At 66.8% G+C, this 26,086-nt stretch carries 24 protein-coding genes and 1 pseudogene; 17 read left to right on the top strand and 8 right to left on the bottom strand.

Annotated features, from left to right (window positions below; genetic code table 11):
• Positions 1 to 17 precede the first annotated feature (17 nt).
• The 7 genes from FSV73_RS13055 to FSV73_RS13025 all read left to right on the top strand — a co-directional run bounded on the left by FSV73_RS13055 (position 18) and on the right by FSV73_RS13025 (position 5,861).
• A complete protein-coding gene (locus tag FSV73_RS13055; protein ID WP_145008287.1) occupies positions 18 to 281 on the top strand; it encodes a PepSY domain-containing protein in 264 nt (87 codons plus the stop codon).
• Between the two features lie 114 nt (positions 282 to 395).
• Entirely contained in the window at positions 396 to 1,235 is an 840-nt protein-coding gene (locus tag FSV73_RS13050) for an STAS domain-containing protein (protein WP_145008286.1), read from the top strand.
• 13 nt (positions 1,236 to 1,248) lie between these two features.
• Positions 1,249 to 1,671, top strand: coding sequence for an STAS domain-containing protein (locus FSV73_RS13045; RefSeq protein ID WP_145008415.1), 423 nt, complete (start codon positions 1,249 to 1,251; stop codon positions 1,669 to 1,671).
• A gap of 4 nt (positions 1,672 to 1,675) precedes the next feature.
• The gene (locus FSV73_RS13040; protein WP_145008285.1) at positions 1,676 to 2,029 is read left to right on the top strand and encodes an ATP-binding protein; all 354 of its coding nucleotides are present in this window, start codon (positions 1,676 to 1,678) and stop codon (positions 2,027 to 2,029) included.
• Complete coding sequence (locus tag FSV73_RS13035; protein WP_145008284.1) at positions 2,026 to 3,006, top strand: SpoIIE family protein phosphatase; 981 nt, start codon at positions 2,026 to 2,028, stop codon at positions 3,004 to 3,006. Before FSV73_RS13040 ends, FSV73_RS13035 begins: the two co-directional genes overlap by 4 nt.
• Complete coding sequence (locus FSV73_RS13030) at positions 2,999 to 4,756, top strand: ATP-binding protein (RefSeq protein WP_145008283.1); 1,758 nt, start codon at positions 2,999 to 3,001, stop codon at positions 4,754 to 4,756. Before FSV73_RS13035 ends, FSV73_RS13030 begins: the two co-directional genes overlap by 8 nt.
• Positions 4,749 to 5,861 (top strand): hybrid sensor histidine kinase/response regulator, encoded by a 1,113-nt coding sequence (locus tag FSV73_RS13025; protein WP_145008282.1) that lies wholly within the window; start codon positions 4,749 to 4,751, stop codon positions 5,859 to 5,861. Before FSV73_RS13030 ends, FSV73_RS13025 begins: the two co-directional genes overlap by 8 nt.
• Before the next feature lie 444 nt (positions 5,862 to 6,305).
• Here FSV73_RS13025 and FSV73_RS13020 read toward each other — a convergent pair whose 3' ends face one another.
• On the bottom strand, positions 6,306 to 7,403 hold the full coding sequence (locus FSV73_RS13020) for a hybrid-cluster NAD(P)-dependent oxidoreductase (protein WP_145008281.1): 1,098 nt from the start codon (positions 7,401 to 7,403) through the stop codon (positions 6,306 to 6,308).
• A 331-nt stretch (positions 7,404 to 7,734) separates the two neighbouring features.
• Here FSV73_RS13020 and gbcA point away from each other — a divergent pair, with 331 nt between their 5' ends.
• From gbcA to FSV73_RS12995, 6 genes and pseudogenes are all read left to right on the top strand, one after another.
• Entirely contained in the window at positions 7,735 to 9,027 is a 1,293-nt protein-coding gene (gene gbcA, locus FSV73_RS13015) for a glycine-betaine demethylase subunit GbcA (RefSeq protein WP_145008280.1), read from the top strand.
• Positions 9,028 to 9,205: 178 nt separating this feature from the next.
• Positions 9,206 to 9,694, top strand: a pseudogene (locus FSV73_RS26130) (MCP four helix bundle domain-containing protein); the annotation flags it as partial.
• Positions 9,680 to 10,831 (top strand): methyl-accepting chemotaxis protein, encoded by a 1,152-nt coding sequence (locus tag FSV73_RS13010; protein ID WP_437179285.1) that lies wholly within the window; start codon positions 9,680 to 9,682, stop codon positions 10,829 to 10,831. The pseudogene FSV73_RS26130 and the gene FSV73_RS13010, both read left to right, overlap by 15 nt.
• A gap of 156 nt (positions 10,832 to 10,987) precedes the next feature.
• The gene (locus tag FSV73_RS13005) at positions 10,988 to 12,613 is read left to right on the top strand and encodes a methyl-accepting chemotaxis protein (protein ID WP_145008278.1); all 1,626 of its coding nucleotides are present in this window, start codon (positions 10,988 to 10,990) and stop codon (positions 12,611 to 12,613) included.
• 78 nt (positions 12,614 to 12,691) lie between these two features.
• A complete protein-coding gene (locus FSV73_RS13000) occupies positions 12,692 to 13,324 on the top strand; it encodes an HAD-IA family hydrolase (RefSeq protein WP_145008277.1) in 633 nt (210 codons plus the stop codon).
• A 10-nt stretch (positions 13,325 to 13,334) separates the two neighbouring features.
• A complete protein-coding gene (locus tag FSV73_RS12995) occupies positions 13,335 to 13,745 on the top strand; it encodes a DUF2141 domain-containing protein (RefSeq protein ID WP_145008276.1) in 411 nt (136 codons plus the stop codon).
• 1,137 nt (positions 13,746 to 14,882) lie between these two features.
• Here the strand turns inward: FSV73_RS12995 and trpA are convergent.
• Complete coding sequence (trpA, locus tag FSV73_RS12990) at positions 14,883 to 15,689, bottom strand: tryptophan synthase subunit alpha (RefSeq protein ID WP_145008275.1); 807 nt, start codon at positions 15,687 to 15,689, stop codon at positions 14,883 to 14,885.
• Complete coding sequence (gene trpB, locus FSV73_RS12985) at positions 15,686 to 16,894, bottom strand: tryptophan synthase subunit beta (RefSeq protein WP_145008274.1); 1,209 nt, start codon at positions 16,892 to 16,894, stop codon at positions 15,686 to 15,688. Before trpB ends, trpA begins: the two co-directional genes overlap by 4 nt.
• Positions 16,895 to 16,986: 92 nt before the next feature.
• Here trpB and FSV73_RS12980 point away from each other — a divergent pair, with 92 nt between their 5' ends.
• On the top strand, positions 16,987 to 17,883 hold the full coding sequence (locus tag FSV73_RS12980) for a LysR family transcriptional regulator (protein WP_145008273.1): 897 nt from the start codon (positions 16,987 to 16,989) through the stop codon (positions 17,881 to 17,883).
• A gap of 39 nt (positions 17,884 to 17,922) precedes the next feature.
• Here the strand turns inward: FSV73_RS12980 and FSV73_RS12975 are convergent, their stop codons facing one another.
• Positions 17,923 to 18,246 carry a DUF883 family protein gene (locus tag FSV73_RS12975; protein ID WP_145008272.1) on the bottom strand — a complete coding sequence of 108 codons (324 nt, stop codon included), beginning with the start codon at positions 18,244 to 18,246 and terminating at the stop codon, positions 17,923 to 17,925.
• Positions 18,247 to 18,464: 218 nt separating this feature from the next.
• Here FSV73_RS12975 and FSV73_RS12970 point away from each other — a divergent pair, with 218 nt between their 5' ends.
• Entirely contained in the window at positions 18,465 to 18,680 is a 216-nt protein-coding gene (locus FSV73_RS12970) for a dodecin (RefSeq protein ID WP_007160169.1), read from the top strand.
• Between the two features lie 43 nt (positions 18,681 to 18,723).
• Positions 18,724 to 18,951: a DUF1161 domain-containing protein gene (locus tag FSV73_RS12965; protein ID WP_145008271.1), complete on the top strand. Its 228-nt coding sequence runs from the start codon at positions 18,724 to 18,726 to the stop codon at positions 18,949 to 18,951.
• Between the two features lie 39 nt (positions 18,952 to 18,990).
• Here FSV73_RS12965 and hmpA read toward each other — a convergent pair whose 3' ends face one another.
• Entirely contained in the window at positions 18,991 to 20,160 is a 1,170-nt protein-coding gene (hmpA, locus tag FSV73_RS12960; RefSeq protein WP_145008270.1) for an NO-inducible flavohemoprotein, read from the bottom strand.
• Positions 20,161 to 20,290: 130 nt separating this feature from the next.
• On the opposite strand from hmpA, the gene norR reads away from it, so the two are divergent.
• A complete protein-coding gene (gene norR, locus FSV73_RS12955) occupies positions 20,291 to 21,829 on the top strand; it encodes a nitric oxide reductase transcriptional regulator NorR (RefSeq protein ID WP_145008269.1) in 1,539 nt (512 codons plus the stop codon).
• 3 nt (positions 21,830 to 21,832) lie between these two features.
• Here norR and FSV73_RS12950 read toward each other — a convergent pair whose 3' ends face one another.
• The 3 genes from FSV73_RS12950 to FSV73_RS12940 all read right to left on the bottom strand — a co-directional run bounded on the left by FSV73_RS12950 (position 21,833) and on the right by FSV73_RS12940 (position 26,035).
• Positions 21,833 to 22,750 (bottom strand): choline ABC transporter substrate-binding protein, encoded by a 918-nt coding sequence (locus FSV73_RS12950; RefSeq protein ID WP_145008268.1) that lies wholly within the window; start codon positions 22,748 to 22,750, stop codon positions 21,833 to 21,835.
• 16 nt (positions 22,751 to 22,766) lie between these two features.
• Positions 22,767 to 24,275: a choline-sulfatase gene (gene betC / locus FSV73_RS12945; RefSeq protein WP_145008267.1), complete on the bottom strand. Its 1,509-nt coding sequence runs from the start codon at positions 24,273 to 24,275 to the stop codon at positions 22,767 to 22,769.
• Between the two features lie 119 nt (positions 24,276 to 24,394).
• Complete coding sequence (locus FSV73_RS12940) at positions 24,395 to 26,035, bottom strand: methyl-accepting chemotaxis protein (RefSeq protein ID WP_145008266.1); 1,641 nt, start codon at positions 26,033 to 26,035, stop codon at positions 24,395 to 24,397.
• Between the last annotated feature and the right edge of the window lie 51 nt (positions 26,036 to 26,086).

The raw sequence follows: 26,086 nt of genomic DNA, 5'->3' as shown, positions 1-26,086 counted from the left end.
CACGCCGAGGTCTCGCGATGAAAGCCACCCTGCTCGCTTCCCTGTTTGCCGGTTCCATCCTAGCCAGCACCGCCGCCCTGGCCGACCAGCCCGGCGCCGACTGGATGCCGATGAACGACGTCAAGACCAAGCTCATGGAGCAGGGCTATACCTCCATCAGCAAGATCGAAGCCGATGACGGCCAGTGGGAAGGCGAAGGCCTGAAGAAGGACGGCATGAAGTACGACTTCCATGCCGACGCCAAGACCGGCAAGATCACCAAAGAAAAGATGGACATGTGATCATCAGCCGACCACGCCGTCCCGGCGGGTCGCTGCGCTCATCCTCCCTCCCTGTCAGCCCCTCCGTCAGGTCGGCCCGCTCTGGGCCGACCTCGCCGTCATCTAGGAAGCCCCATGTACAGTACCGCCCTGGTCGAGCTGCTGCGTACCCACGAGCGGCCGTTGCTCGACGCCTGGATCGGCGCCCAGCGCGCCGCCGGCATGCGCATCGACCTGCTCGACGAAACCACCATCCTGGCCAATTCCGCCGAATTGCTGCGGCGGATCACCGTGGCCATCGCCCAGGGCCTGGGCGACCTGCACGAGCCGCACTGGCAGCCGGTGCGGGCGCTGCTGGAGCGCTTTTCCTTCGAGCAGAGCCGCGTGGGCCTGACGCCTTCGCAGACCGCGACCTTCGTCTTCTCGCTCAAGGAGCCGCTGTTCAACCTGATCCAGAACGAATGCGACGACCCCCTCGCCGAGATCTGGGCCGCGACCCGGCTGATCGACGGCCTGGGCCTGTACAGCATGGAAAGCTACATGAACGGCCGCGAGACGGTGATCCGCGAGCAGCAGGAAAGCATGCTGGAACTCTCCACCCCGGTAGTGGAGCTGTGGGACGGCATCCTCGCCATCCCGCTGATCGGCGCGCTGGACAGCAACCGCACCCAGGTGGTGATGGAGTCGCTGCTGGAGAAGATCGTCCAGACCGAGTCGGACATCGCCATCATCGACATCACCGGCGTGCCCACCGTGGACACCATGGTCGCCCAGCACCTGCTCAAGACGGTGACCGCCGCGCGGCTCATGGGGGCCCAGTGCATCATCAGCGGCATCCGTCCGCAGATCGCCGCCACCATCGTCCACCTGGGCGTGGAACTCGGCGACGTCATCACCAAGGCCTCCCTGGCCGACGCCTTCCGCCTGGCACTGCGCGAGCAGGGTGTGCGCCTGGCCGCTCCGGCCAAGCGCTGAGGAGGCCGCCATGATCGACCGGATTCCGATCCTCAAGCTGGGCCCCTTCCTGCTGCTGAGCATCCAGGTGGACATGCACGACCAGCTGGCGCTGGACCTGCAGGAAGACCTCACCGAGCAGATCGTCCGCCACAAGGCCAAGGGCGTGCTCATCGACATCTCGGCGCTGGAGATCGTCGACTCCTTCATCGGCCGGATGCTGTCCCACATCGCCCAGGTCTCGCGCATCCTCGATGCCAAGGTGATCGTGGTCGGCATGCAGCCGGCGGTGGCCATCACCCTGGTGGAGCTGGGGCTGTCACTGGAGGGCATCGCCACGGCGCTGAACATGGAAAAGGGCATGCGCCGGCTCGAAGCCATGGTCGCCGCCGACGAATCGCTGGAGGAGTCAGAGGGTGCCGAAGACACAGACGCTTCCCCTCCGCCAGGAGACTGACATCGTGCTGATCCGCCAGCAGGTGCGCAAGGTCGCCGAAGCCATTCGCCTGGGCCTGATCTCCCAGACCAAGATCGTCACCGCGGCCAGCGAGATCGCGCGCAACGGCCTGGTCTACGGCCTGGGCGGCGAATGCCTGATCGAGGAGACGCTACGCGCCGGCAAGCCGGCGATTCGCCTGGTGATCCGCGACAACGGCCCGGGGATCGCCGATCTCGAGCGCGCCATGGTCGACGGCTACACCTCGGGCAAGGGCCTGGGGCTGGGGCTGTCCGGCTCGCGGCGGCTGGTGGACGACTTCCACATCGACAGCCGGCCCGGCCAGGGCACCACCGTCGAGCTGTGGAAGTGGCGATGAGCGAGCAGCCGTGCAGCCTGGTGCTGCCGGTCACCAGCAGTGTCCATGTCGACGCCGCCCGGCGCGCCCTGGTCCGGCTGGCGGGCACCGTCAGCACCGATGAAACCCTGCTCGGGCGCCTGACCATCGTCGCCCAGGAGCTGGGCCATAATCTGGTCCGCCATGCCGGCCATGGCGAACTCCTGGCCACCCTGGGCAACGACGGCGTGCTCGATGTCCTGGCCGTGGATCGCGGTCCCGGGATGCACGACGTCGCCCGCTGCCTGACCGATCACTACAGCACCGCCGCCACCCTGGGCGCGGGCCTGGGGGCCATCCGCCGGCAATCCGATGTGTTCGACATCCATTCGCGCCCCGGCCAGGGCACCGTGGTCCTGGCGCGCTTTCACCTCGCCGGCGCGCCGACCACCCGGCTGCAGCATGGCGCCCTCTGCACCCCGCATCCCGAGGAGCAGGTCTGCGGCGACACCTGGGCGGTCAGCGGTCGGCGGCTGCTGGTGTGCGACGGCCTCGGCCACGGCCAGCAGGCCGCCGCCGCCAGTCGTCGCGCCCGCGAGTTGTTCCTGCACCTTGGGGCGCACCTGCCGCTGCAACGGCTGATGGAGAACCTGCACCAGGCGCTGATGGAAACCCGCGGCGCCGCCCTGGCCCTGGCCGAGCTGGACCCCGACCAAGGCCAGGTGAGCTTTTGCGGCATCGGCAACATCGCCGGTCGGTTGCTCGGCACCAGCGCGCGCAGCCTGGTGTCCAACAACGGCACCCTGGGCTATCGGATCGGCCGGATCCAGACCTTCACCTACCCCTGGACGCCAGGCTCTCTGCTGGTGCTGAACTCCGATGGCTTGACGTCCAAGGTCGGGCTGGGCGAGCACAGCGGGCTGGGCGCGCGCCACCCGGCGCTCATCGCAGCGCTGCTGCATCGTGATTTCCGGCGTCCCTCCGACGATGCCACCGTCCTGGTACTCAAGCATGTTTGACGTCTTGCCCCTGCTGACCCTCGCCCTGCGCAGCGAGCAGGACATCGTGCATTGCCGCCAGGCGGCCAAACGCCTGGCGGCGGCCCTGGAGTGGCCGGCACTGGAACAGATCCGCCTGGCCACCGCGGTATCGGAACTGGCGCGCAACATCCACCAGTACGCCGGCAGTGGCCACTTCGACTTCGCCCTGCTGACCGATCCCGATCGGCGGCTGCGCGGCCTGCAGGTCCGCGCCCTGGACCAGGGCCCGGGCATCGCCGAGCTGGATGCCATCCGCGGCGGCAGCTATCGCTCCAGCACCGGCATGGGCATCGGCCTGCGCGGCGCCCAGCGGCTGTTCGACGACTTCGATCTGCAGACTTCCCCGGCCGGTACCCGGATCACCGCCTGCAAGTACCAGGCGCCGCGGCCACTGCCCGCGCAGGACCAGCTGGCCCCGCTGATTGCCGAGCTGCAGGGCGGCGCCGCGCCCGATCCCTACCAGCAGATCCAGTTGCAGAGCGAGGAGCTGCTGCTGACCAACACCGAGCTGCAGCTGCGCCAATCGGAGCTGGAGGTCACCAACAAGGAACTGGAGAACACCAACCAGGGCGTGGTGGCGCTCTACTCGGAACTGGAAAAGGCCACCCAGGAACTCAAGGAGGCGAGCGAGGCGAAGACCCGCTTCTTCTCCAACATGACCCACGAGTTCCGCACCCCGATCAACATCATCGAGAACGTCGCCAAGCTGCTCGCCAGCGGGGTGGACGGCGCGCTCAATACCGAACAGCAGCGCCAGGTACGCTTCATCAGCGATGCGGCGCTGGAACTGGCCAACCTGGTCAGCGAGCTGCTGGCGCTGGCCGAGGTGCAGTCCGGCCGCCTGACCATCGTGCCCCAGCCGTTTCCGCTCGCGCCCTTCATCGAGCGCCTCAATCAATTCGCCACGGCCCTGGCGCCGCGCTATCCGCAGGTCACCTTCAGCGTCGCCCCGGGGCCCGGCGAGGTGCTGCTGGACACCGACGAGATCCGGCTATTCCAGGTGCTGCGCAACCTGATCGCCAATGCCTTCAAGTACACCCCCCAGGGCCATGTGCGCATCCAGGTGTTCCAGCCCGATGACGCGACCCTGGAATTCCTGGTGGAGGACAACGGCATCGGTATCGCCGCCGAGGACCAGCAGAAGATCTTCGAGGAATTCGAGCGTATCCGTTCGCCGCACCTGACCCACATCGAGGGCACCGGCCTGGGCCTGCCGCTGGCGCAGCGCCTGGCCGTGCTGCTCAGGGGCGAACTGACCCTCGACAGCGAAGTCGGCCGCGGCAGTCGCTTCACCCTGCGCCTGCCCCGCCACTACGCCAGCCAGGCGGACAGCGGGCAGGAACTCGACCTCAGCGGCCTCACCGTGCTGGTGATCGAGGACAACGAAGGCGATCGCTACCTGGTCCGGCGCACCCTCGAACGGCTCAACCCGGTCCTGCTGGAAGCCGACAGCGCCCGCAGCAGCCTGGATCGCCTCAACGCGGTGCGCCCGGACATCATCATCCTCGACCTCGACCTGCCCGACATCAATGGCGAGGACCTGCTCGCCAGCATGGACTGGAGCATGCATCGCCGGGTGCTGATCAACACCGCCCAGCCGCTCGACGCGACCAGCCAGCAGCGCCTGCAGGACTACTGCCACGCCATCCTGTTCAAGCACGCCCCCGACCACGCCGAGCGGCTGCTCGCCGCGGTCTGCACCCTGGCGCGGAGCCTGACCGATGACTGACGCCCTGCGCCGCATCGTCATCATCGACGACACCGAGGCCAATCGCTACGTCTTGCGCAAGATCCTGGCGACCCAGCCCCACTACCAGGTGCTCGAAGCGGCCAGCGGCGCCAGTGGCTTGCTGTTGATCGACGATGACGTCGAGCTGGTGATCATCGACGTCAACCTGCCGGACACCACCGGCTTCGAGCTGATCCAGGCCATCGAAGGCAAGCGTGGCTGGGGTCGGCTGCCGGCCATCATCAACATCTCGGCCACCTTCGTCTCGGGCAAGGACAAGGCCCAGGGCTTCAACACCGGCGCCCAGGCCTACCTGACCCATCCGATCAACCCGGAAGAGGTACTGGCCACCGTCGGTGCCCTGCTCAAGGCCAGTTCCCGGGTCGGCCACATGGAACAGCAGCGCAATTCGGCCATCGCCCGTAGCGAAGACCTGCAGGCGGAAAAGGTCATGCTCGAGCGCTTCATGAGATCCCTCAACCACGACCTGCGCTCGCCACTCACCGCCGCCACCATGGTGGTCAACCTGATGCAGCGCAACCCGGCGCGGCGCACCGACGACCTGCTGCAGACCCTGCACGACAACCTGCAGCGCATGAACCAGATGATCACCGATGTTCTCGACATCAGCCACATGAGCCTGGGCGGCGGCGTACGCCTGAGCGGCGATCCGCTGGTGCTGGGTCCGTTGCTGGAAGAGGCCGCGGCCAACCTGCGGCTGCAATTCGGCAACCCGCTCGACCTGCAGCTGGAGACCCCGGGGCTGGAGGTGCTGTGGGACAGGTACGCCTTCCTGCGCATCCTCGACAACCTGGTGCTCAACGCCGCCAAGCATGGCCAGGCGGGCACACCGATCCAGGTCCGTCAGCGGCTGGTCGATGAGCGGGTGGTGCTGGAGTTGCGCAACCTCGGCCAGTTTCCGGACGAGGTCCTGGCCAACCTGGCGACGCCCTATTTCATCTCCACCCGCAGCGACAAGCGCGGCTGGGGCCTGGGCCTGCCCATCGTCAAGGCGCTTAGCGAGAGCTTCGGCGGCGAGGCGCGCTTCGCCAATGGCGCAGGTGAGGTGGTCATCACCCTGCTTCTGCCGACGCAGATCGCCTAGCGCAGCGTCGCGCCATAGGTTGGTTGAGACAGCTCCATCGTCGAAGCTCAACCGCGTGAAATTGATTCTGGCGGTGTTGGGCTTCGCTAGGCTCAGCGCCAACCTACGGGGAGTCTCGTCATAGGCTGGGTTGAGGCAGCTCCACCGCCGAAGCCCAACCGCGTGAAATTGATTCTGGCGGTGTTGGGCTTCGCTAGGCTCAGCGCCAACCTACGGGGAGTCTCGTCATAGGCTGGGTTGAGGCAGCTCCACCGCCGAAGCCCAACAGCGTGAAATTGATTTTGGCAGTGTTGGGCTTCGCTATGCTCAGCGCCAACCTACGGGGAGTCTCGTCGTAGGTTGGGTTGAGGCAGCTCCACCGCCGAAGCCCAACGATACGGGGTTGATCTGGGCAGCGTTGGGCTTCGACGATGAAACCGTCTCAGCCCAACCGACGTCACTCCATCAGAACTCGATCTGCACATCCCCTTGCGGGATGCTGCAACAGGAGAGGATGTAGCCTTCGGCTTCGTCTTCCTCGGTGATGCCACCGTTGTGGTCCATGACCACCTCGCCGCTCTTCTTGAGCACCTTGCAGGTGCCGCAGATGCCCATGCCGCAGGCCTTGGGAATGTGCAGGCCGAGCTTGGCGGCCGCGCCGTGGACGGTCTCGCCAGGGCCGATGCTGACGCTCTTGCCACTCTCGGTGAAGGAGATCAGGCACTGGGCCTCGAGCGGGATCGGTGGCAGGTCCGCCGCGGCCTCGGCCTGCTCCGCCGCCTCGACCTTGGCTTCCGGTGGCGTCGCGCCGAAGGACTCCTCATGGTAGCGGGCCATGTCGAAGCCCAGCTCGCGAAGCATGGCCTTGACCGCGTTCATGTAGGGGGTGGGGCCGCAACAGAAGATCTCGCGCTCGCGGAAGTCCGGCGCCATCAGCTCCAGCATGCGGCGATCGAAATAGCCCCGGTAGCCGGCCCAGGACTCGCCGTGCTCGGTGCGCTCGCACACCAGGTTGAGCACGAAGTTGTCGATCCGCGCCGCCATGTGCTCCAGCTCGTGCCGGTAGATGATGTCGCGCGGGGTGCGGGCGCTGTGCACGAAGACCATGTCGACGTTGGCGTTGGTGTCGTAGAACCAGCGCGCCATCGACATCACCGGGGTGATGCCCACCCCGCCGGAGAGATAGAGCACCTTGTCGGCGGGGAAGTCGATGGCGTTGAACAGCCCCACCGGGCCGTGCACCGCCAGGGTGTCATTGACCCTCAGGTGGTCGTGCAGCCAGTTGGAGACCTGGCCGCCCGGCACGCGCTTGACGGTGATGGAGAAGCTGTAGGGCACCGAGGGCGAGCTGGAGATGGTGTAGGAGCGCATCACCTGGCGGCCGCCGATCTCCAGTTCCAGGGTGACGAACTGCCCCGGCTTGAAGAAGTACATCAGCGGGATTTCGGCGGTGAAGCAGAAGGTGCGCACGTCCCAGGTTTCCTGGATGACCTTGACGCAGCGCACGGGGTGGCGGCCATTGGTCCAGGTCTGGGTGGTTACGGGGTTAATGAAGGTATTCATGGCGCACCTCGACTGCCGCTGGGGGCTATTGGCGGCGATTCTGGGAGCGCCCCACGACCGTCACTTTCCCAATCGCGACATCCACATGCCGATGGCGACCGACCCAGCAATGGCGAGGCCTGCGGCGTCGTGAACAGCGTTGGCCATGTCGCCCATGAGCAAGGCCCCCTCCCGGCTCCGGCCCCACACTCCGCCCCAAGCCGAACCCGAAACAGCGCACGACGGGCAACTCTCAGGGTCATTCGGCGGCCCCGCCCCGTCGGCCGACACGCCTTGCAATACCGTGACCAACCACTTTTCGCCACCCGCCGGGTGGCCACGAGGATGTACGATGGACGTCAGCACCTTGAGTTTGGGCGACCCTCTCGATCCGGCCCGCAAGGCCACGGCCGAGATGCTGCGCACCCGCGAGCGCACCTATTCCCTGCCCCAGCCCTTCTACAACGACGAGCGCCTGTTCCAGATCGACATGCAGGAGATCTTCGGCAAGGAATGGCTGATCGCCGGCATGACCTGCGAGATCCCCACCAAGGGCAACTACATCACCCTGCAGATCGGCGACAACCCCATCCTGGTGGTGCGCGGCACCGAGGGCAAGATCCACGCCTTCCACAACGTTTGCCGCCACCGCGGCTCGCGCCTGTGCGTGAGCGACAAGGGCAAGGTCGCCAAGCTGGTCTGCCATTACCATCAATGGACCTACGAGCTGGACGGCCGCCTGCTGTTCGCCGGCAGCGAGATGGGCGCCGACTTCAACATGGCCGACTTCAACCTCAAGCCGGTCCACGTCAAGACCGCCGGCGGCTACATCTTCATCTCCCTGGCCGACGAACCGCCGGCCATCGACGACTTCCTGCGTACGCTCGAGCACTACATGGAGCCGTACGACATGGAGAACACCAAGGTCGCGGTGCGCACCGACCTGGTCGAGCAGGCCAACTGGAAGCTGGTGATCGAGAACAACCGCGAGTGCTACCACTGCAGCGGCTCCCACCCCGAGTTGCTGAACACCCTGCTGGAATGGGACGACGTCACCGATCCGCGCGCCTCCCAGGCGTTCAAGGACCAGGTCGCCGCCTGCACCACCCGCTGGGACGCCGACAAGATCCCCTACGCCCACGCCAGCTTCGGCCTGCGCAACCGCATCGTGCGCATGCCGCTGCTCGCCGGTACCGTGTCCATGACCATGGACGGCAAGCCGGGCTGCAAGAAGCTCATGGGGCGGATCACCGACCCGGACCTCGGCTCCATGCGCATCCTGCACCTGCCGCACTCCTGGAACCACTGCATGGGCGATCACATCATCGTCTTCACCGTCTGGCCGCTGGGTCCGACCCAGAGCGTGGTGACCACCAAGTGGCTGGTGCACAAGGATGCCGTGGAAGGCGTCGACTACGACCCGGAGAACCTGCGCAAGGTGTGGGATGCCACCAACGACCAGGACCGTCGCCTGGCCGAGGAAAATCAGCGCGGCATCAACTCCACGGCCTACCAGCCCGGCCCCTACTCCAAGACCTATGAGTTCGGCGTGATCAATTTCATCGACTGGTACAGCGAGCGCCTGCTCGACAACCTGGGCGAGGAGCAACCGGCCTCGCACCTGCGCCAGGTCAGCGGCGACTGACCGCGGCTTCGTCACTCCGCCGCACCTGGAGCCGCAGGGGCTCCAGGTGAGGCTGCCAAAGCCCATCTTTTCCTCGCTGCACGCTTTTGCCACAGCTGTCCTAGAGCCTTTTCATCAAATCTTCACCAACCGTCGTGACGCTTGCTGGCATTCTGCCATCTTTTTTCTGCAGGCCGTCATGACCCTACGCTCGCTGTCCATCGCCACCCGCAATCTGCTGTGCTTCGGCATCCTCGCGACCCTCGTCGCGGCCCTGGGCCTGTTCGGCTGGTTCCAGCTGGCGCAGATCCGCGCGCTGGGGCACCAGGTGGAACAGCGCCATATCCCCACGCTGATCGAAACCAATACCCTGAGCCTGCTGCTGGCGCGCACCCGTATCGAGACCCTGCGCCTGCTGGCCATGCCCGACGCCGATACCCTGGCCAGCACGCGCACGCGGCTAGAGGGCCTGGATACCCAGGTCCAGGCCGTGTTCGAACACTACCAGCAGGGGGTGTTGTCGCCGCAGAGTCGCCAGGCGCTGAACGAGCTGCGCCAGGTGCAGCGGCAATACATGCAGGGCGTGCAGCGTATGGCTACCCTGGTCGGTGCCGGCCAGCTCGTCGAGGCGCGCCAGGTGGTCCAGCAGAGCATGGCCGCGCTGGGCAGCCAGATGAATACCGGCATCGACACGCTGGGCAATGCCGTCCAGCAGGATATCCGCACGGCCAGCACCACGGCTGACGCCGCCTATACCCGTTCCACCACCGTGACCTGGCTGGCGATCCTCCTGGCGCTGGTGCTCACCGCCCTGCTCGCCTGGCGCCTGACCCGCAGCCTCGCCGGTCCCATCGCCCAGGCCGTGGCGGCGGCGCGCACCATCGCCGCCGGCGACCTGACCCAGGCGCTGGACAGCCGCGGCCGTGACGAGGCCGCTCAGTTGCTGCAGGCCATGCAGCAGATGCAGGGCCAGCTGCGCGAGACCCTCGGGCAGATCGGCGATTCGGCCGGCCAACTGGCCGCCGCCGCCGCGGAGATGACCTCGGTGATGCAGGAAAGCGCCCAAGGCCTGCAACAGCAGCACCAGGAGATCGAACAGGCGGCCACCGCCGTGACCGAGATGAGCCAGGCGGTCGAGGAGGTCGCCGGCAATGCCGGGTCCACCTCCACCGAATCGCGGCAGGCGGCGCAGACCGCCGTCCAGGGGCAACGCCAGCTGGGCGACACCCTGGGCGCCATCGAGGCCCTCACCGAGCAGGTGCTGGGCGCCAGCCAGCAGGCCCGGGACCTGGAGACCCAGACCCGCGACATCAGCCAGGTGCTCGACGTCATCCATTCGGTCGCCGAACAGACCAACCTGCTGGCGCTCAACGCCGCCATCGAGGCCGCTCGCGCGGGCGAGGCGGGTCGTGGCTTCGCGGTGGTGGCCGACGAGGTGCGCGCCCTGGCCCAGCGTACCGGCGACTCGACCCGCGAGATCGAGAAGATGATCAGCAGCATCCAGCAGGGCACCGGCCAGACCGTCGACGCCTTGCTCACCAGCGCCGACCAGGCACGCCAGACCCGCGAGCAGGCCCAGGCGGCCAACGCGGGGCTCGCCGCCATCGCCGGGGCGGTCTCCGGCATCGACGAGCGCAACCTGCTGATCGCCAGCGCCGCCGAGCAGCAGGCCCAGGTGGCCCGCGAGGTGGATCGCAACCTGGTGCGCATCCGCGACCTCTCGGTGCAGACCGCCGCGGGCGCCGAGCAGACCCGTGGCGCCAGCCAGCAGCTGACGGACCTGGCGGCGACCCTCAGCGGTCAGATGCGCCGCTTCCAGTTCTGAGGCCCAGTGAAGGCCGCGGTGCGGGTAGCCCGCGCGGCATCCCGGTAGCCGATCGGCCGGGCCAGAGCACTAGTCATATTTTATGACGAATGACCTTAAAGTCGCGGCACGCCTAGCCGTTACAGCGGGCCTCCAATCTCCATCGGGGCTGCCGCCGTGACTTTTCGTTCCTTCTCCCTCGCCATCCGTAGTGTGTTGTGCTTCGGCCTGCTGGCCATCCTCGTGGCCAGCCTGGGTCTGTTCGGGCTGCTGCAACTGTCGCAGCTCCGCACCCAGAGCCAGGTGATCGAAACCAACAACGTGCCCAGCATCGTCGAAGCCGACAACCTCGCCCTGCAGCTGGCCCGTACCCGGGTCGAGGTGCTGCGCCTGCTGGCGATCCCTGACGCGGCCACCGTCGCCGCGACGCGCAAGAAGATCGACAGCATAGGGGCCGACATCGACGCCGGTTTCGGCCGCTACGAGCGCCTGCTCAATGGCGATCGCGAGCGCCAGGCCTTCGATGCCCTGCGCCAGATCCATCGCGACTATGGCCGCTACATCGGCCAGCTCGCCGACCTCATCGGTGCCGGCAAGCTCGAGGAGGCGCGCAGCCTGATCCAGACCAACATGGCCCAGCTCGGCGTGCAGATGAACGAGCGCACCGAAGCCCTGCGCAAGATCAACCAGGAAGACATCACCGCCGCGTCCCAGCGATCGGGGGCTACCTACGCCCAGGCCAAATCCATCACCTGGATCGCCATCGCCCTGGCCCTGGGCCTGACCGTGCTGCTGGCCTGGCGCCTGACCCTGAGCATGACCCGCCCCATCGCCGAGGCGGTGCTTGCCGCCCGGACCATCGCCAGCGGTGACCTGACCCAGAGCCTGGATACCCGCGGCCACGACGAAGCCGCCCAGCTGCTGCAGGCCATGCAGCAGATGCAGACCAACCTGCGCGACACCCTGGGGCACCTGGGCCATTCCGCCACCCAGCTGGCCTCGGCCGCCGAGGAAATGACCGCGGTCATGCAGGAAAGCGCCCACGGCCTGCAACAGCAGAACAGCGAGATCGAGATGGCCGCCACCGCCGTCACCGAGATGAGCCAGGCGGTGGACGAGGTGGCCGGCAACGCCACCTCGACCTCCACCGAATCGCGCCAGGCCGCCGATACCGCGCGCCAGGGCCAGCGCCAGCTGGGCGATACCCTGGGCGCCATCGAGGTGCTCACCGAGAACGTGCTGGGCGCCAGCGAGCAGGCTCGCCAGCTGGCCGAGCAGACCCGCGACATCAGCCAGGTGCTGGACGTCATCCGTTCGGTCGCCGAGCAGACCAACCTGCTGGCGCTCAACGCCGCCATCGAAGCCGCCCGCGCCGGCGATGCCGGTCGTGGCTTCGCCGTGGTCGCCGACGAGGTCCGCGCACTCGCCCACCGCACCGGCGAATCCACGCGCGAGATCGAAGGCATGATCGGCAGCATCCAGCAGGGCACCGGCCAGACCGTCGATGCCTTGCTGACCAGTGCCGACCAGGCGCGTCAGACCCGCGAGCAGGCGCAGTCGGCCAACGCCGCCCTGGCCGCCATCGCCCAATCGGTGTCGGGCATCGACGAGCGCAACCTGGTGATCGCCAGCGCCGCCGAAGAGCAGGCCCAGGTGGCCCGCGAGGTGGATCGCAACCTGGTGCGCATCCGCGACCTGTCGGTGCAGACCGCCGCCGGCGCCGAGCAGACCCGCGCCGCCAGCCAGCAGCTCTCCGAGCTGGCCGTGGAACTGAACGGCCAGATCCGCCGCTTCCGCGTGTGACCTGTCCGGCAGGGCCGCGGTGGCAAAACCGGGAGGCGCCCGCTACGCTGGCGCCTTCGCCGGCCGCGTCTTCCCTGCATGAGCTACCGCTACGTCATCTTCGACTTCGACGGCACCCTCGCGGACAGCCTGCCCTTTCTGCTGAGCTGTCTCGGCGAGCTGGCGCGAACCCATGGCTTTCGCCAGCCCGCGCCCGAGGAATGGCCGCGCTTGCGCGCCGGCTCCCTGTCCAGCCTGCTCGACAGCCTGGGCATCCGCCTGTGGCAGGTACCGCGCATCGCCCGCCACTATCGGCGGCTGCTGGCCCAGCGCGGTGGCCAGGTCACGCCCTTCGCCGAGATTCCCGCGGCCCTCGAGCAGTTGCAGGCCAGCGGGCTGGCCCTGGGCCTGGCGACGTCCAACTCCGCCGCCGCCGTCCACCAGGTGCTGCCCCAGGCCGGGCGGCTGTTCGGCGCCGGCGAATTCGATATCCCCCTGCTGGGCAAGGCGCGCCGCCTGGCACGCCTGGTCCGGTGCCAGGGAATCGCGCCGGCCGACGCCCTCTATGTCGGCGACGAGCTGCGCGATCTCCAGGCCGCGCGCCACGCCGGGCTGGACTGCGCTGCGGTGGCCTGGGGCTATGGCTGCCCGGCGACCCTGCGCGCGCAGCACCCCGATCTCTTCTTCGAACAGCCGGCCGAGCTGCTGCGGCTGACGCCTCCCTCTTGCTGAAGGAATGCCCATGAAGTCTCTGTTGCTGGTATCCGGTCTCTGTCTGAGTGGTCTGCTGCACGCCGCCGAGTTGCGGGTGCGGGTGGAGACGGTCGACGCCTCCGGGGGCCAGCTGCTACTGGCCGTGTTCGCCAACGAAGAGGCCTGGAAGGAGCACCGGGCACCGGTCGCCCAGGCCCACCTCGCCGCCCAGGCGGGTGCCCAGGAGCAACGCTTCGATCTGCCGCCCGGGCGCTATGCCGTGTCGGTCATCCACGACAGCAATGGCAACAACACGCTGGACACCAATTTCATCGGCATGCCCACCGAGCAATACGGCTACAGCAACAATCCCCCCTTGCGCATGCGCATGGCCACCTTCGAGGAGTGTGCCTTCGGCCTGCCGGCGGAAGGACTGCGACAACAGGTGACCTTGCGTTAGCGACAGGCTTAGTACACAGGCTTCCCAACAGAAAATCAACAGAGTTATCCACAAGCTCACTTGGCATCGATCTCTGCGCCATGCGCTGAGCAAGAGTGGATAACTCCCTGGTGCCACACGAGAAAGTCCTTGACTCGATGATCCGGCCGTAGATTGATCATTATTTGATCAATTTTCTGGAAGCCGCGTCATTGCTGGGCTTCAGCACTGAACGAACATCCTATCCACAGGCCTATGCAGCTCTATTGTGGGTTGTGGAAAACCGCTCATTCAAGATTGATCATTTTTTGTACGATCCTCCGAAAGCCTTGCCAAGCCTGGCCTACAGGTCGGGTCCCACATCTTTTCCACAGGCGCGCACACAGTAGATGTGGGAAAACCAGAGGGTGATGTCCCCTTGCGGCCTATAGGAGTGCTCCGCCAAATCTGCTCAATTTTTGAGCAATTTCACGCTGATCATCATCTCGGAGGTTGCTGACACCTTGCCCAAGGCTTATCCACAGCCTTTACGTTCCAGGCAAGGACGAGAAGGTCTCCCGTCGTCCGTCTTCTGACCCTGCGTCCTCCCCTCGCGGATTCGATCAACAAGCGCCTGGCTCGGGCGAGCCCTGCCAGGGCCGGCCTTCGCACGAGAAGCGAACAGACTGCTCACAGGGTTATGCACAGGCTGGAAAGCATCCGCGCATGAAAAAGGACCGCCTGGGCTAAGGCTGGTCAATTAAAGACTGATCACGGTCCACGCGAGCTTCGCGCTACCCTGGCAAGCACAAAAACGCCGCGTGCTCTTCACAAGAACGCGGCGTTTTCAACTGATCGGCATTGGGTCAGGGTGACTGTTCAATGGGTCGCTACCTGGACCTCGGATCGCCGTGGCTTTATCGCGGCCATGGGCCGCTCCTACACAGGCATCCTGTACCTGTAGGAGCGGCCGCATCGGCGGACCGCCATGGCCGCGATGAGGCAGTTGCTCCTACCGTCAGAGCATCCCTGTAGACGCGGTCGCGATGGCATGACTAAAGCCAGATCCAAGCTCCCCGCGTCAGCAAACGGCCATCAACCTCTTTCCAACACCTTAGACGAAGGCTCGACTGATCGGCATTACCGCCTGGGCGGTCCTTTTCAGCCTTTAGCCTGGGCTCAGCGCGCGGTACGGACGCTATCCGACAACTGCTTGCACAGACCGAGCACGCCGTCGATGGCCGCGCCCGCGGAAGCGGCCTTGGCGATCTGGTCGACGAAGGCCGAGCCCACCACCACGCCATCGGCGAGCCGGGCGATGACGCGCGCCTGCTCCGGGGTGCGGATGCCGAAGCCTACCGCCAGGGGCAGATCGGTGAAGCGGCGCAGGCGGGCCACGGCGGCTTCGACGTGCTCGGTGGTAGCCGAGCCAGCCCCGGTCACGCCGGCGACGGAGACGTAGTAGACGAAACCCGAGCTGGTGTTGAGCACCCGCGGCAGGCGGACGTCGTCGGTGGTCGGGGTGGTCAGGCGGATGAAGTCGATGCCGGCGGCCTGGGCCGGCAGCGCCAGCTCGGCGTCATGCTCGGGCGGCAGGTCGACCACGATCAGGCCATCCACTCCGGCTTCGGCCGCTTCGGCCAGGAAGCGCTCCACGCCATAGCGATGGATGGGGTTGTAGTAGCCCATCAGCACCAGCGGCGTTTCCTGCTCGCCGCGGCGGAAATCACGCACCATCTCCAGGGTCTTGGCCAGATTCTGGCCCCCCTGCAGGGCACGCAGCGCGGCCGCCTGGATGGCCGGGCCGTCGGCCATGGGATCGGTGAAGGGCATGCCCAGCTCGATGACGTCGGCACCGGCCGCCGGCAAGCCCTTGAGGATGGCCAGGGCGGTGGCGTAGTCCGGATCGCCGGCGGTGGTGTAGGTGACCAGGGCCGCGCGGCCCTCGGCCTTCAGCGCGGCGAAGCGGGTTTCCAGGCGGCTCATAGGGCGTCTCCCAGGTGGCTCATCACAGTCTGCATGTCCTTGTCGCCGCGGCCCGAGAGGCAGATCACCATGAGGTGGTCCTTGGGCAGGTGCGGAGCGCGCTTATAGGCCTCGGCCAGGGCGTGGGCGGTTTCCAGCGCCGGGATGATGCCTTCCAGGCGGCAGGTCTGGTGGAAGGCCTTGAGTGCCTCGTCGTCGTTGATCGGCACGTACTCCACCCGCTTCACGTCGTGCAGGTGGGCGTGCTCCGGGCCGATGCCGGGATAGTCCAGGCCGGCGGAGATCGAGTGGGCGTCGATGATCTGGCCATCGTCGTCCTGCAACAGGAAGGTGCGGTTGCCGTGCAGCACCCCGGGCACCCCGCCGTTCAGGCTGGAGGCGTGCTTGTCGGTATCCACGCCGTGGCCACCGGCTTCGACGCCGATGATGGCCACCTCGGTGTCGTCGAGGAACTCGTGGAACAGGCCCATGGCGTTGGAGCCGCCACCGACGCAGGCGATCAGGCTGTCGGGCAGGCGCCCTTCCTTCTCCAGGATCTGGGCGCGGGTCTCGCGGCCGATCACTGCCTGGAAGTCACGGACCATGGCCGGATAGGGATGCGGACCGGCCACGGTACCGATCAGGTAGAAGGTATCGGCGACGTTGGTCACCCAGTCGCGCAGCGCCTCGTTCATGGCGTCCTTGAGGGTGCCGGTACCGGACGTGACCGGAATCACCTGGGCACCCAGCAGCTTCATGCGGAAGACGTTGGCCTGCTGGCGGTCGATGTCGGTGCTGCCCATGTAGATGACGCAGGGCAGGCCGAAGCGCGCGGCGACGGTGGCGGTGGCCACGCCGTGCATGCCGGCACCGGTCTCGGCGATGATGCGGGTCTTGCCCATGCGCTTGGCCAGCAGGATCTGGCCGATGCAGTTGTTGATCTTGTGCGCGCCGGTGTGGTTCAGCTCCTCGCGCTTCAGATAGATCTTGGCACCCCCGAAGTGCTCGGTCAGGCGCTCGGCGAAGTACAGCGGGTTGGGCCGCCCCACGTAGTCGCGCTGGAAATAGGCCAGTTGGTCGAGGAACGCCGGATCCTGCATGGCGGTTTCGTATTCGTGCTGCAGATCGAGGATCAGCGGCATCAGGGTTTCGGCGACATAGCGGCCGCCGAACTGGCCGAACATGCCCTGGGCGTCGGGGCCTTGGCGATAAGCGGTCTGGGTCATGGGATTCTCCTGCGAAGATGGATCTACCTTACCGCCTTGAGCGCCGGTGATAAATCGATAAGATCGCACTGACCCGTCAGGAAAACTCACAGATGAGCGATCTCCACGATTTGCCCCCGCTGAACGCCTTGCGCGCCTTCGAGGCCACAGCTCGCCTGGGCGGCATGAGCCGCGCCGGCGATGAGCTACACGTCACCCATGGCGCCGTGAGTCGACAGATACGTGCGCTGGAGGAACAGCTTGGCGTGGCGCTGTTTCGCCGCGAAGGCCGTGGCCTGGCCTTGACCGAGGCCGGCCTGCGGCTACGCGACGTGAGTGCCGAGACCTTCGCCCGACTGCGCGAGGTCTGTGCCGAGCTCAAGGCCGGCAGTCGCCAGGGTCCGTTCGTGCTGGGTTGCCCGGGTAGCCTGGTGGCGCGCTGGTTCATCCCGCGACTGGACCGCCTCAACCGGGATCTACCGGAGCTGCGCCTGCATCTCTCGACCCGTACCGACGATACGCCGCTGGCCGCCGCCGGCCTGGATGCCAGCCTGCTGTTCACCGAGACCGCGCCGCCGCTGGACGTCACGCCCTACCACCTAGCACCCGAGCTCATCGGCCCGGTGCTGAGCCCCTATTGTCCCGCCTACCTGCGCCTCAAGGACGGTGAGCTGGCGGCGCTGCTGGCGGAGCCGTTGTTGCACACCCTGTCGCGGCCCCAGGCCTGGCCGCAGTGGTTCGCCACCCAGGGGCTGGAACACCCGGCGCTGGCCTACGGGCAGGGCTTCGAGCACCTCTACTACCTGCTGGAGGCGGCGCTGTCGGGATTGGGCGTGGCGATCGCGCCGGAGCCCTTGGTGGCGGCGGACCTGAAGGCGGGGCGACTGGTGGCACCCTGGGGATTCGCGGCGACCGGTGCGGAGCTGGCGCTGTGGGCGCCGGGTCGACTGGCGGATGAACGGGTGGAGCGGTTGGCGGCCTGGCTCAGGCGCGAGCTGGCCGGTACCTGATGCCAAAGGCATCCCGCAGGATGCCTTTGCCGACTGCTATCAGTGGTCGCCGCGCAGCAGCGCCCAGCCGACCAGGATGGTCACGCCAGCAGCGATGCCAACGGTGGCCCAGGGATGTTCGCGGGCCACGCCGCTGGCGGCACGACCGTACTGACGGGTCAGCCGGCGCACATCGTCATAGACCTCTTCCAGCGAATCGCCCGAGTTGTGGAAGGCTTCGCGAGCGGTGCTCTTGAGGGAACTCAGGCCACTGCGGGATTCGCGCGCAGCGTTCTTCTTCAGGGATGCCAGCGAGTCGAGCAGGCTGTTGATTTCGTTCTCGATGCTGGCGATGGACGCCTGGTAATCGGTGTTACGGGCCATGACAACCTCCTGGATGGACGGATTCAGGGAATGTGACTACCGAGCCGGTGGAAAGTGCAGCAAAGCCTTGCCCGAGAGCCTGGCCAGTGAACTTATCGGGGCATTCCGCGGCCTGAAATGTCAGTAGCACCCTTTCCGGCGAGTCGACCGCGACACCGGTCAACGCGTTGCCGGCCACCGGCTGTAACGCTCGTCATTGCTGACTCAGGAGATAGTTCATGTCCGATCATCACACCTACAAGAAGCTGGAAATCGTCGGCTCCTCCACCACCAGCGTCGAGGACGCCATCAACAACGCCCTGGCCGAGACCGCCAAGTCGGTGAAGAACCTCGAATGGTTCGAGGTGGGCGAGATCCGCGGTCATATCCAGGATGCCAAGGTAGCCCACTACCAGGTCACCCTGAAGATCGGCTTCCGTATCGAAGCCAGCTGAGTAGATACTCCAGACTTCACCCTTTCGCAAAAGGACAGGCAAGATGCGTAGAGTCGTGATCACCCTCGGTTTGTTGGCCCTGAGCGGCGGCGCCTTCGCCGCTGGTACCTCCTGCGACACGGTCAAGGCCGATATCGATGCCAAGCTGCAGGCCAAGCAGGTCGCGCACTACAGCCTGGAGGTGGTGGACAAGGGCAGCGCCAGCGCCTCCGCCAAGGTGGTGGGCAGCTGCGAAGGTGGTAGCAAGGACATCGTCTACCAGCGTCGCTGAGAGGTGTCCCGCGGCCGTCCGGCCGCGGGCCTTGCTGCACTAGAGATCCGCCGCGGGTCCGAAGAACTCGTGGCGGATCTGTCTTTCCGGTACGCCCAAGTCCAGCAGATCGCGACGCACCTGCGCCATGAAGGGCTGCGGGCCGAGCACATAGGCGTCCAGGTCGCGTGCCTTGGGTAACCAGCGCTGCAGGCGCACGCGATCCAGCCGCGAGGCATAGGCTTCCTCGACCCGCGGCTCGCTGTAGCAGAAGTACAGCTGCAGTTGCGGACGATGGGCGGCCTGCTCCTCCAGCCAATGTCCAAAGGCCTGAACCCCGGCGTGCCGGGTGCAATGGATGAGCTGGATCGGCCGCCCGCTGGGCAAGGCGGCCGAGACCATCGGCAATAACGGCGTGATGCCGACGCCACCGGCGATCAGCAGCAACGGCTTGGTCGACGCCTGCAGGACGAAGTCGCCCGCTGGCGCGAACACCTGGAGCACCAGGCCCTCGTGGGCATCGGCGTGCAGGAAGCGCGAGACCACCCCACCCGGCTGCTGCTTGACGCTGATGCGATAGCCATGCCCGCGGCTGGCCGCCGAGATCGAATAGTTGCGGCGGTATTCGATGCCCTCCAGGGTCAGGCTCAACCCCAGGTACTGGCCAGGCTGGGCGATACTGGTGGGCAGGCCGTCCACCGGCTCCAGGTAGAAGGAGCTGATCTCGTCGCTTTCCGGCTCGATCCGGGCGATCCGAAAGGGCCGTGCACCGCGCCAGCCACCCGGCGCCTCGGCCTGGGCCGCATAGCGCCGTTCCTCGGCGCCGATCAGCAGGTTGGCCAGCTGGCCGTAGGCGGCGGCCCAGGCAGCGATCACCGCATCGGTCGCCACCTCCGCTCCCAGTACCTCGCGAATGCTCTGCAGCAGGGCGATGCCCACCAGCGGATAATGATCTGCCTGGACCTGCAGCGAGACGTGCTTGTTGACGATCTGCTCCACCAGCGGCCCCAGGCTCTCCAGGTGGTCGATATGGCGGGCGTACATCAGCACCGCCCGCGCCAGTGCCCGCGCCTGGGCGCCACTGGCCTGGTGGGCGCCATTGAACAGCGGACGGATCTCGGGGTGGTCACCCAGCAGCTTGTCGTAGAAGTGGCGCGTCAGGGCTTCACCGCCGGTCTCCAGCAGGGGGATGGTGGCCTTGATGATGGCTCTTTGCTCGGGTGACGGCATGCAGACTGCTCCAAATAGGACTGTGCTGGCCGTATCACGAGTCGTGCCAGGCAAGAAACTGCCCTAGATCAAGCTTTTACCGGCGCTACTGGTCATAATGACCAGGTCCGAATGACTCGCCGAGGTCAAATTGACTATCCCTACGCTGCTCGAGGTGATGGTACCGCTGGTGGCTGACCTGGCCCGGGATCTCCCGGATCAGCAACGCTATGCCAACCTCCTCGCCGCCCTGGGCAAGCTGCTGCCCTTCGATGCCGTGGCGCTGTTGCGCCTGGAGGGCGAGGTGCTGGTGCCCCTGGCGGTCCGTGGCCTCAATGCCGACACCCTCGGTCGGCGCTTCAAGGTGGCCGAGCACCCGCGCCTGGCGCTGTTGCTGGCCAGTCGCGCCCCTACCCGCTTCGCCGCCGATTGCGACCTGCCCGATCCCTACGACGGCCTGGTGGAAGGCGTGCACGGGCACCTGGAAGTCCACGACTGCCTGGGCTGCCCGCTCTATGTGCAGGATCAGCTCTGGGGCCTGCTGACCCTGGATTCGCTGCGGGCGCAGGATGCCCGCGCCAAGGATCTCACCACCCTCGCCGCCTTCGCCGGCCTGGCCGCCGCCACCGTGGCCGCCGCCGAGCGCATCCGCCAGCTCTCGGCGCGCATCGTCAGCGAGCACGAGCTGACCGTCGCCTACCAGCAATCGGTGGGTCACCAGCGGCCGCGCGAACTCATCGGCCAGAGCCCGGCCAGCCTGAAGCTGCGCCGGGAGATCGAGACCGTGGCGGCCAGCGACCTCACCGTGCTCATCACCGGCGAGACCGGCGTTGGCAAGGAGCTGGTGGCAGAAGCGGTGCATGGACGCTCTCTGCGTCAGCAGCGGCCGCTGATCAGCCTCAACTGTGCGGCGTTGCCCGAGGCGCTGGTGGAAAGCGAGTTGTTCGGTCACGTGCGGGGCGCCTTTTCCGGCGCGGTCAGCGAGCGCCGTGGGCGCTTCGAACTGGCCGACGGCGGCACCCTGTTCCTCGACGAGGTCGGTGAGCTGCCCTTGACGGTACAGGCCAAGCTGTTGCGCGTACTGCAGAGCGGTCAGCTGCAGCGGCTGGGCTCGGATCGCGACCTCACCGTCGATGTGCGCATCCTCGCGGCCACCAATCGCGACCTGGCCGAGGCGGTGCGCGCCGGGCGTTTTCGCGCCGATCTCTATCACCGCCTGAGCGTCTATCCCCTGGCGGTGCCCGCCCTGCGCGAGCGCGAGCGCGATGTCCTGCTGCTGGCCGGCTTCTACCTCGAGCAAAACCGCGCCCGGCTGGGCCTGCGCGGGCTGCGGCTGACTCCCGCGGCGCAGCGGACCCTGCTGGCCTACGACTGGCCAGGCAACGTGCGCGAACTCTCCCACCTGATCAGCCGGGCGGCGCTCAAGGCCCATGCCAACAGTCAGGAACGCGGCGGCATCCTGACCCTGGACAGCGATCAGCTCGGCCTGCCCCTCGATACCCCGCCCCTGCCCGCTGACCAGCCCGCGGTGCTCGCGCCCTCGCTGCGCGAGGCCACCGACGCCTTCCAGCGCCAGACCATCGCTCTGGCCCTGGAACAGCACGGCCAGAACTGGACGCTGGCGGCCGCCACCCTCGGCCTGGATCGCGCCAACCTCGCTCGCCTGGCCCGCCGGCTCGGACTCAGGTAGCCATCAGAGCGCCTGCTGCACCGCCGGCAAGGCGGGCTGGCCCGCGCGGGTGGTCACCCCCTGCAGCCAGGGCTCCAGGACCTGGGGATGGGCCTTGAGCCAGGCCTTGGCGGCGCTGTCGTAGCTACCGCCCTTGTCCCGGGCGGCGCTCATGACGGCGTTTTCCATGTCCAGCGTGAACTTCAGGTTGCTCAGCAGCCGGGCGGGATTGGGACACTGCTCGGCATAGCCCTTTCGCGTCAGGGTGTTCACCGTACCGGCGGTGCCGAAGTACTTGTCACCCCCGCTGAGGTACTTGATCGGGTAGTCGACGTTCATGGGATGGGGCGTCCAGCCGAGGAAAACCACCCATTTGTCGCGCTTCACCGCCCGCCCGACCTGGGACAGCATGGCCTGCTCGCTGGACTCCACCAGTTGCCAGCCACCCAGGCCGAATTCGTTGCCCTGGATGATCTTCTGCAACGACTGGTTGGCCGGCGCGCCGGCGCCGATGCCATAGATCTTCTTGTCGAACTGCTCGGCATGCTTCGCCAGATCGGCGAAGCTCTTCACCCCGCCGTCCCAGACATAGGTGGGGACCGCCAGGGTGAATTCGGTCCCGGTCAGGTTCTGCGCCAGCTCGGTGACCTGGCCGCTCTTCACGAACTGGTCGTAGTGCGCCTGCTGCGCCGGCATCCAATTGCCGAGGAAGGCGTCCACCTGCCCGTCGCGCAGGCCACCGTAGATGATGGGCACAGCCAGGGTCTCGACCTTGCTCTGGTAGCCGAGCGCGCTCAGGATCGCGCCGGTGAGCGCATTGGTGGCGGCGATGTCGCTCCAGCCTGGGTCGGCCAGGCGAACCGTACCGCAGGCCTGCTCCTCGGCCTGGGCCGACAGGCTGACCAGGGCCAGCGTGAACGTAGCGAAGATTCCAGGTTTCATGGCCGTTTTCCTTGGTTCAGGGTTGAGGGTAGCGGGCGCGGCGTTCCAGGTCGTCGAGGTCGATATGGTTGCGCATGTACTGCTGGCTGGCGTCGACGAAGGGCTGGTGATCCCAGCTGGTCCGCTCGCCCTGCGCCAGCGCCGCCGCGACGAAGCGCCGCCGCCGCTGGCTGGCCAGCACCTCGCCGTGCAGGCGCGGCAGGTCCCAGCGCTGGCGGACCTCGGCCTGGAAGGCGGCGAGCAGCTCGGCATAGTCGGCGCTGGCGGCCAGGTTCTCACGTTCCAGCGGATCGTTCTGCACATCGAACAGCAGCGGCGGATCCAGTTCGCAGTGGATGTACTTGTAGGGGCCGCGACGGATCATCAGCAGCGGGCTGACGGTGCCCTCGGCCAGGTATTCGCCGATGACCTCGTCGTGCCCCTGCCGTCCCTCCAGGTGCGCCAGCAGCGAACGCCCGTCCAGCGGCAGCGCCGCGGGCAGGCTGCCGCCGGCCAGCTCGACGAAGGTCGGCAGCAAATCCAGGGTCGACACCGAGGCCTTGACCCGCGCCGGGGCGAAGCGCGCGGGCGCGTGGATCAGCAGCGGGACCCGGGCGGCCATCTCGAACCAGTGCATCTTGTACCAGAGTCCGCGCTCGCCGAGCATGTCGCCGTGGTCGCCGGAGAAGACGATCACCGTGTCCTCGGCGAGGCCGCACTCCTCCAGGGTCTTGAGCAGCTGGCCGATCTGGGCGTCGACGTAGCTGCAGGCGCCGTAGTAGGCCTGACGGGCATCGCGGATCTTGGCCTCGGGGAGTGGCTTGTCCCACAGGTCCATCACCTTGAGCAGCCGCTGGCTGTGGGGATCCTGCTCGGCCTGAGGGATGGGGTCACCCGGCAAGGGGATGTCGGTCTCGTTGTACAGGTCCCAGAATTCCCGGGGGATGGTGTAGGGATCGTGGGGATGGGTCAGGGAAACGGTCAGGCAGAAGGGCTGGGCGTCGCCACGCCGCACATGGTCGTAGAGGTACTGGCGCGCCTTGAAGACCACCTCCTCGTCGAAGTCCAGCTGGTTGGTACGCACGCAAGGCCCGGCCTGCAGCACCGAGGACATGTTGTGGTACCAGCTCGGCCGCACCTCGGGTTCATCCCAGTTCACCGCCCAGCCGTAGTCGGCCGGATAGATGTCGCTGGTCAGGCGCTCTTCGTAGCCATGCAGCTGGTCCGGGCCACAGAAGTGCATCTTGCCCGACAGCGCCGTGCGATAGCCGAGGCGGCGCAGATGATGGGCATAGGTAGGGATGTCGGCGGCGAAATCGGCGGCGTTGTCGTAGGCACCGATCTTCGACGGCAGCTGGCCACTCACCAGGGTGAAGCGCGAAGGCGCGCACAGCGGGCTGTTGCAGTAGGCCGAGTCGAACACCACGGCGCCTTCGGCCAGGCGCTGCAGGTTCGGCAGCTTGATCGGCGAGGCGGCGTCGTACAGCGGCAGGATGGGCGCCGCCATCTGGTCGGCCATGAGGAAGAGAATGTTGGGCTGCTGCACGAAGGTCTCCTGCCGGGATCAAGTTGACTTATGGGTCCCATGATCGGCAGGAGCTACAGCGCGGTAAAGGTCAGCCAGACTGATGCCTCGGATAAGCTTGGCTTATTCGAGGCAGGCACTCACAATTGGAAGCGGGCGACCAGCTGGTTGAAGGAGGTGGCCAGGCGCGACAGGTCCTGACTGGACGCGTTGGTCTGGTTGGCACCGGCGGCGGTCTGGGTGGAGAGGTCCTGGATGTTGCTCAGGTTACGATCCACCTCGCGGGCCACCTGGGCCTGTTCTTCCGCGGCGCTGGCGATCACCAGGTTGCGTTCGTTGATGCTGGCCACCGCCTCGGTGATGCGGGCCAGCGCCTGATCGGCGGCCTGGGCACGCTCCTGGGTGGCCTGGGCCCGGCCCTGGCTGCTGTCCATGGCGCGCACCGCCTGGTCGGCGGTGTGCTGCACGGTGCCGATGATGCCTTCGATTTCGCCAGTGGAGGTCTGGGTCCGGGCGGCCAGGGCGCGGACCTCGTCGGCCACCACGGCGAAGCCACGGCCCTGCTCGCCGGCGCGGGCCGCTTCGATGGCCGCGTTGAGCGCCAGCAGGTTGGTCTGCTCGGCGATGCTGCGGATCACGTCGACCACCTTGCTGATGTCCCTCACCTGCTCGGCCAGCTGCTGCACGGTCTGGCTGGAGCTACCCAGTTCCGTGGTCATCGCATCGATGGCACCCACCGCCTGTTGCACCTCGCGGCGGCCGGCTTCGGCTTGCTCGGTAGTGGCGTGGGAGGCCGCGGAGGTGGAGGCAGCATTGCGCGCCACTTCCTCGACGGCACTGGTCATCTGGTTCACCGCGGTGGCCGCCTGCTGGATCTCGTCGTTCTGCCGCACCAGGCCGCGCGAACTCTCATCTGTCACCGCGGTGAGCTCTTCGGCCGCCGAGGCGAGCTGATCGGAGGCACCGGCGATTTCCTGCAGGGTATCCTTAAGGTTGCGTTGCATGCCCGCCAGGGCGTCGAGCAGTTGGCCCGGTTCGTCGCGGCGCTGATTGACCAGGGTCTGGGTCAGGTCGCCCGCGGCGATGCGGCGGGCGCTGGCCACGGCCTGGCCGATGGGACCGGTGATGGAGCGAGTGATGAGGATGCCCAGGGCGATGGCCACCACGAAGGCGACCACGATGCCGGAATAGAGCATGAAGTTGGCCTGGTAGGCACTGACATCGGCCGCCTGGGCGCCTTCGCTGATCTGGCGGTTGTTGGAATCCACCATGATCTTGAGTTCGTCCAGAACCCGCTGGTAGTTGGTTTGGATCTCTCCGTTGAGCAGGTCGCGGACCTTGTCCATGTCGCCCTGCTGCAAGAGGGTCAGGGCGCGCTCGACGCTCGCCTGGTACGTCGGCCAATCCTTGTCCATCTGGTCGCCGGCCAGCCGCTCGTCGTCTTCCAGCGGTGTGGCACGATAGATGGCGAAGGCCTTTTCGCTGGCCTGCTGGTTGGCCTTCATGCGCTCGCGCACCTGCGCCTGCTGGTTGGCATCGGCACCGACCACCGCCAGGGAAACCAGGCGATAGAGGTCACGGTTCTGGGCCACCGCATAGGTGGTGGCGGCATTGGTATTGCTCACCGAGACCAGGTTGTTGGAAAAGGTCAGCTTCAGGCTGTCGGCCAAGCTGGAAACGCCCTGGATACCGAGGAAGCCAACGATCAGGGTGATGCAAGCGCAGGCGACGAAAGCGGTCAGCAACTTGACCGCCAGACTGGCATTGGCGAATGCATTCATAGCAAGCTCCAGGAAGGGATATAGATGAAGTGAAGAGGGTCAGCGGAAGAT

The organism is Pseudomonas oryzihabitans (genome assembly GCF_007665395.1).
In the GTDB taxonomy this organism is placed as follows: Bacteria; Pseudomonadota; Gammaproteobacteria; order Pseudomonadales; family Pseudomonadaceae; genus Chryseomonas; species Chryseomonas psychrotolerans_C.
Note: the sequence above shows the minus strand (reverse complement) of the source record. Positions and strands in the feature narration are given on the sequence as shown.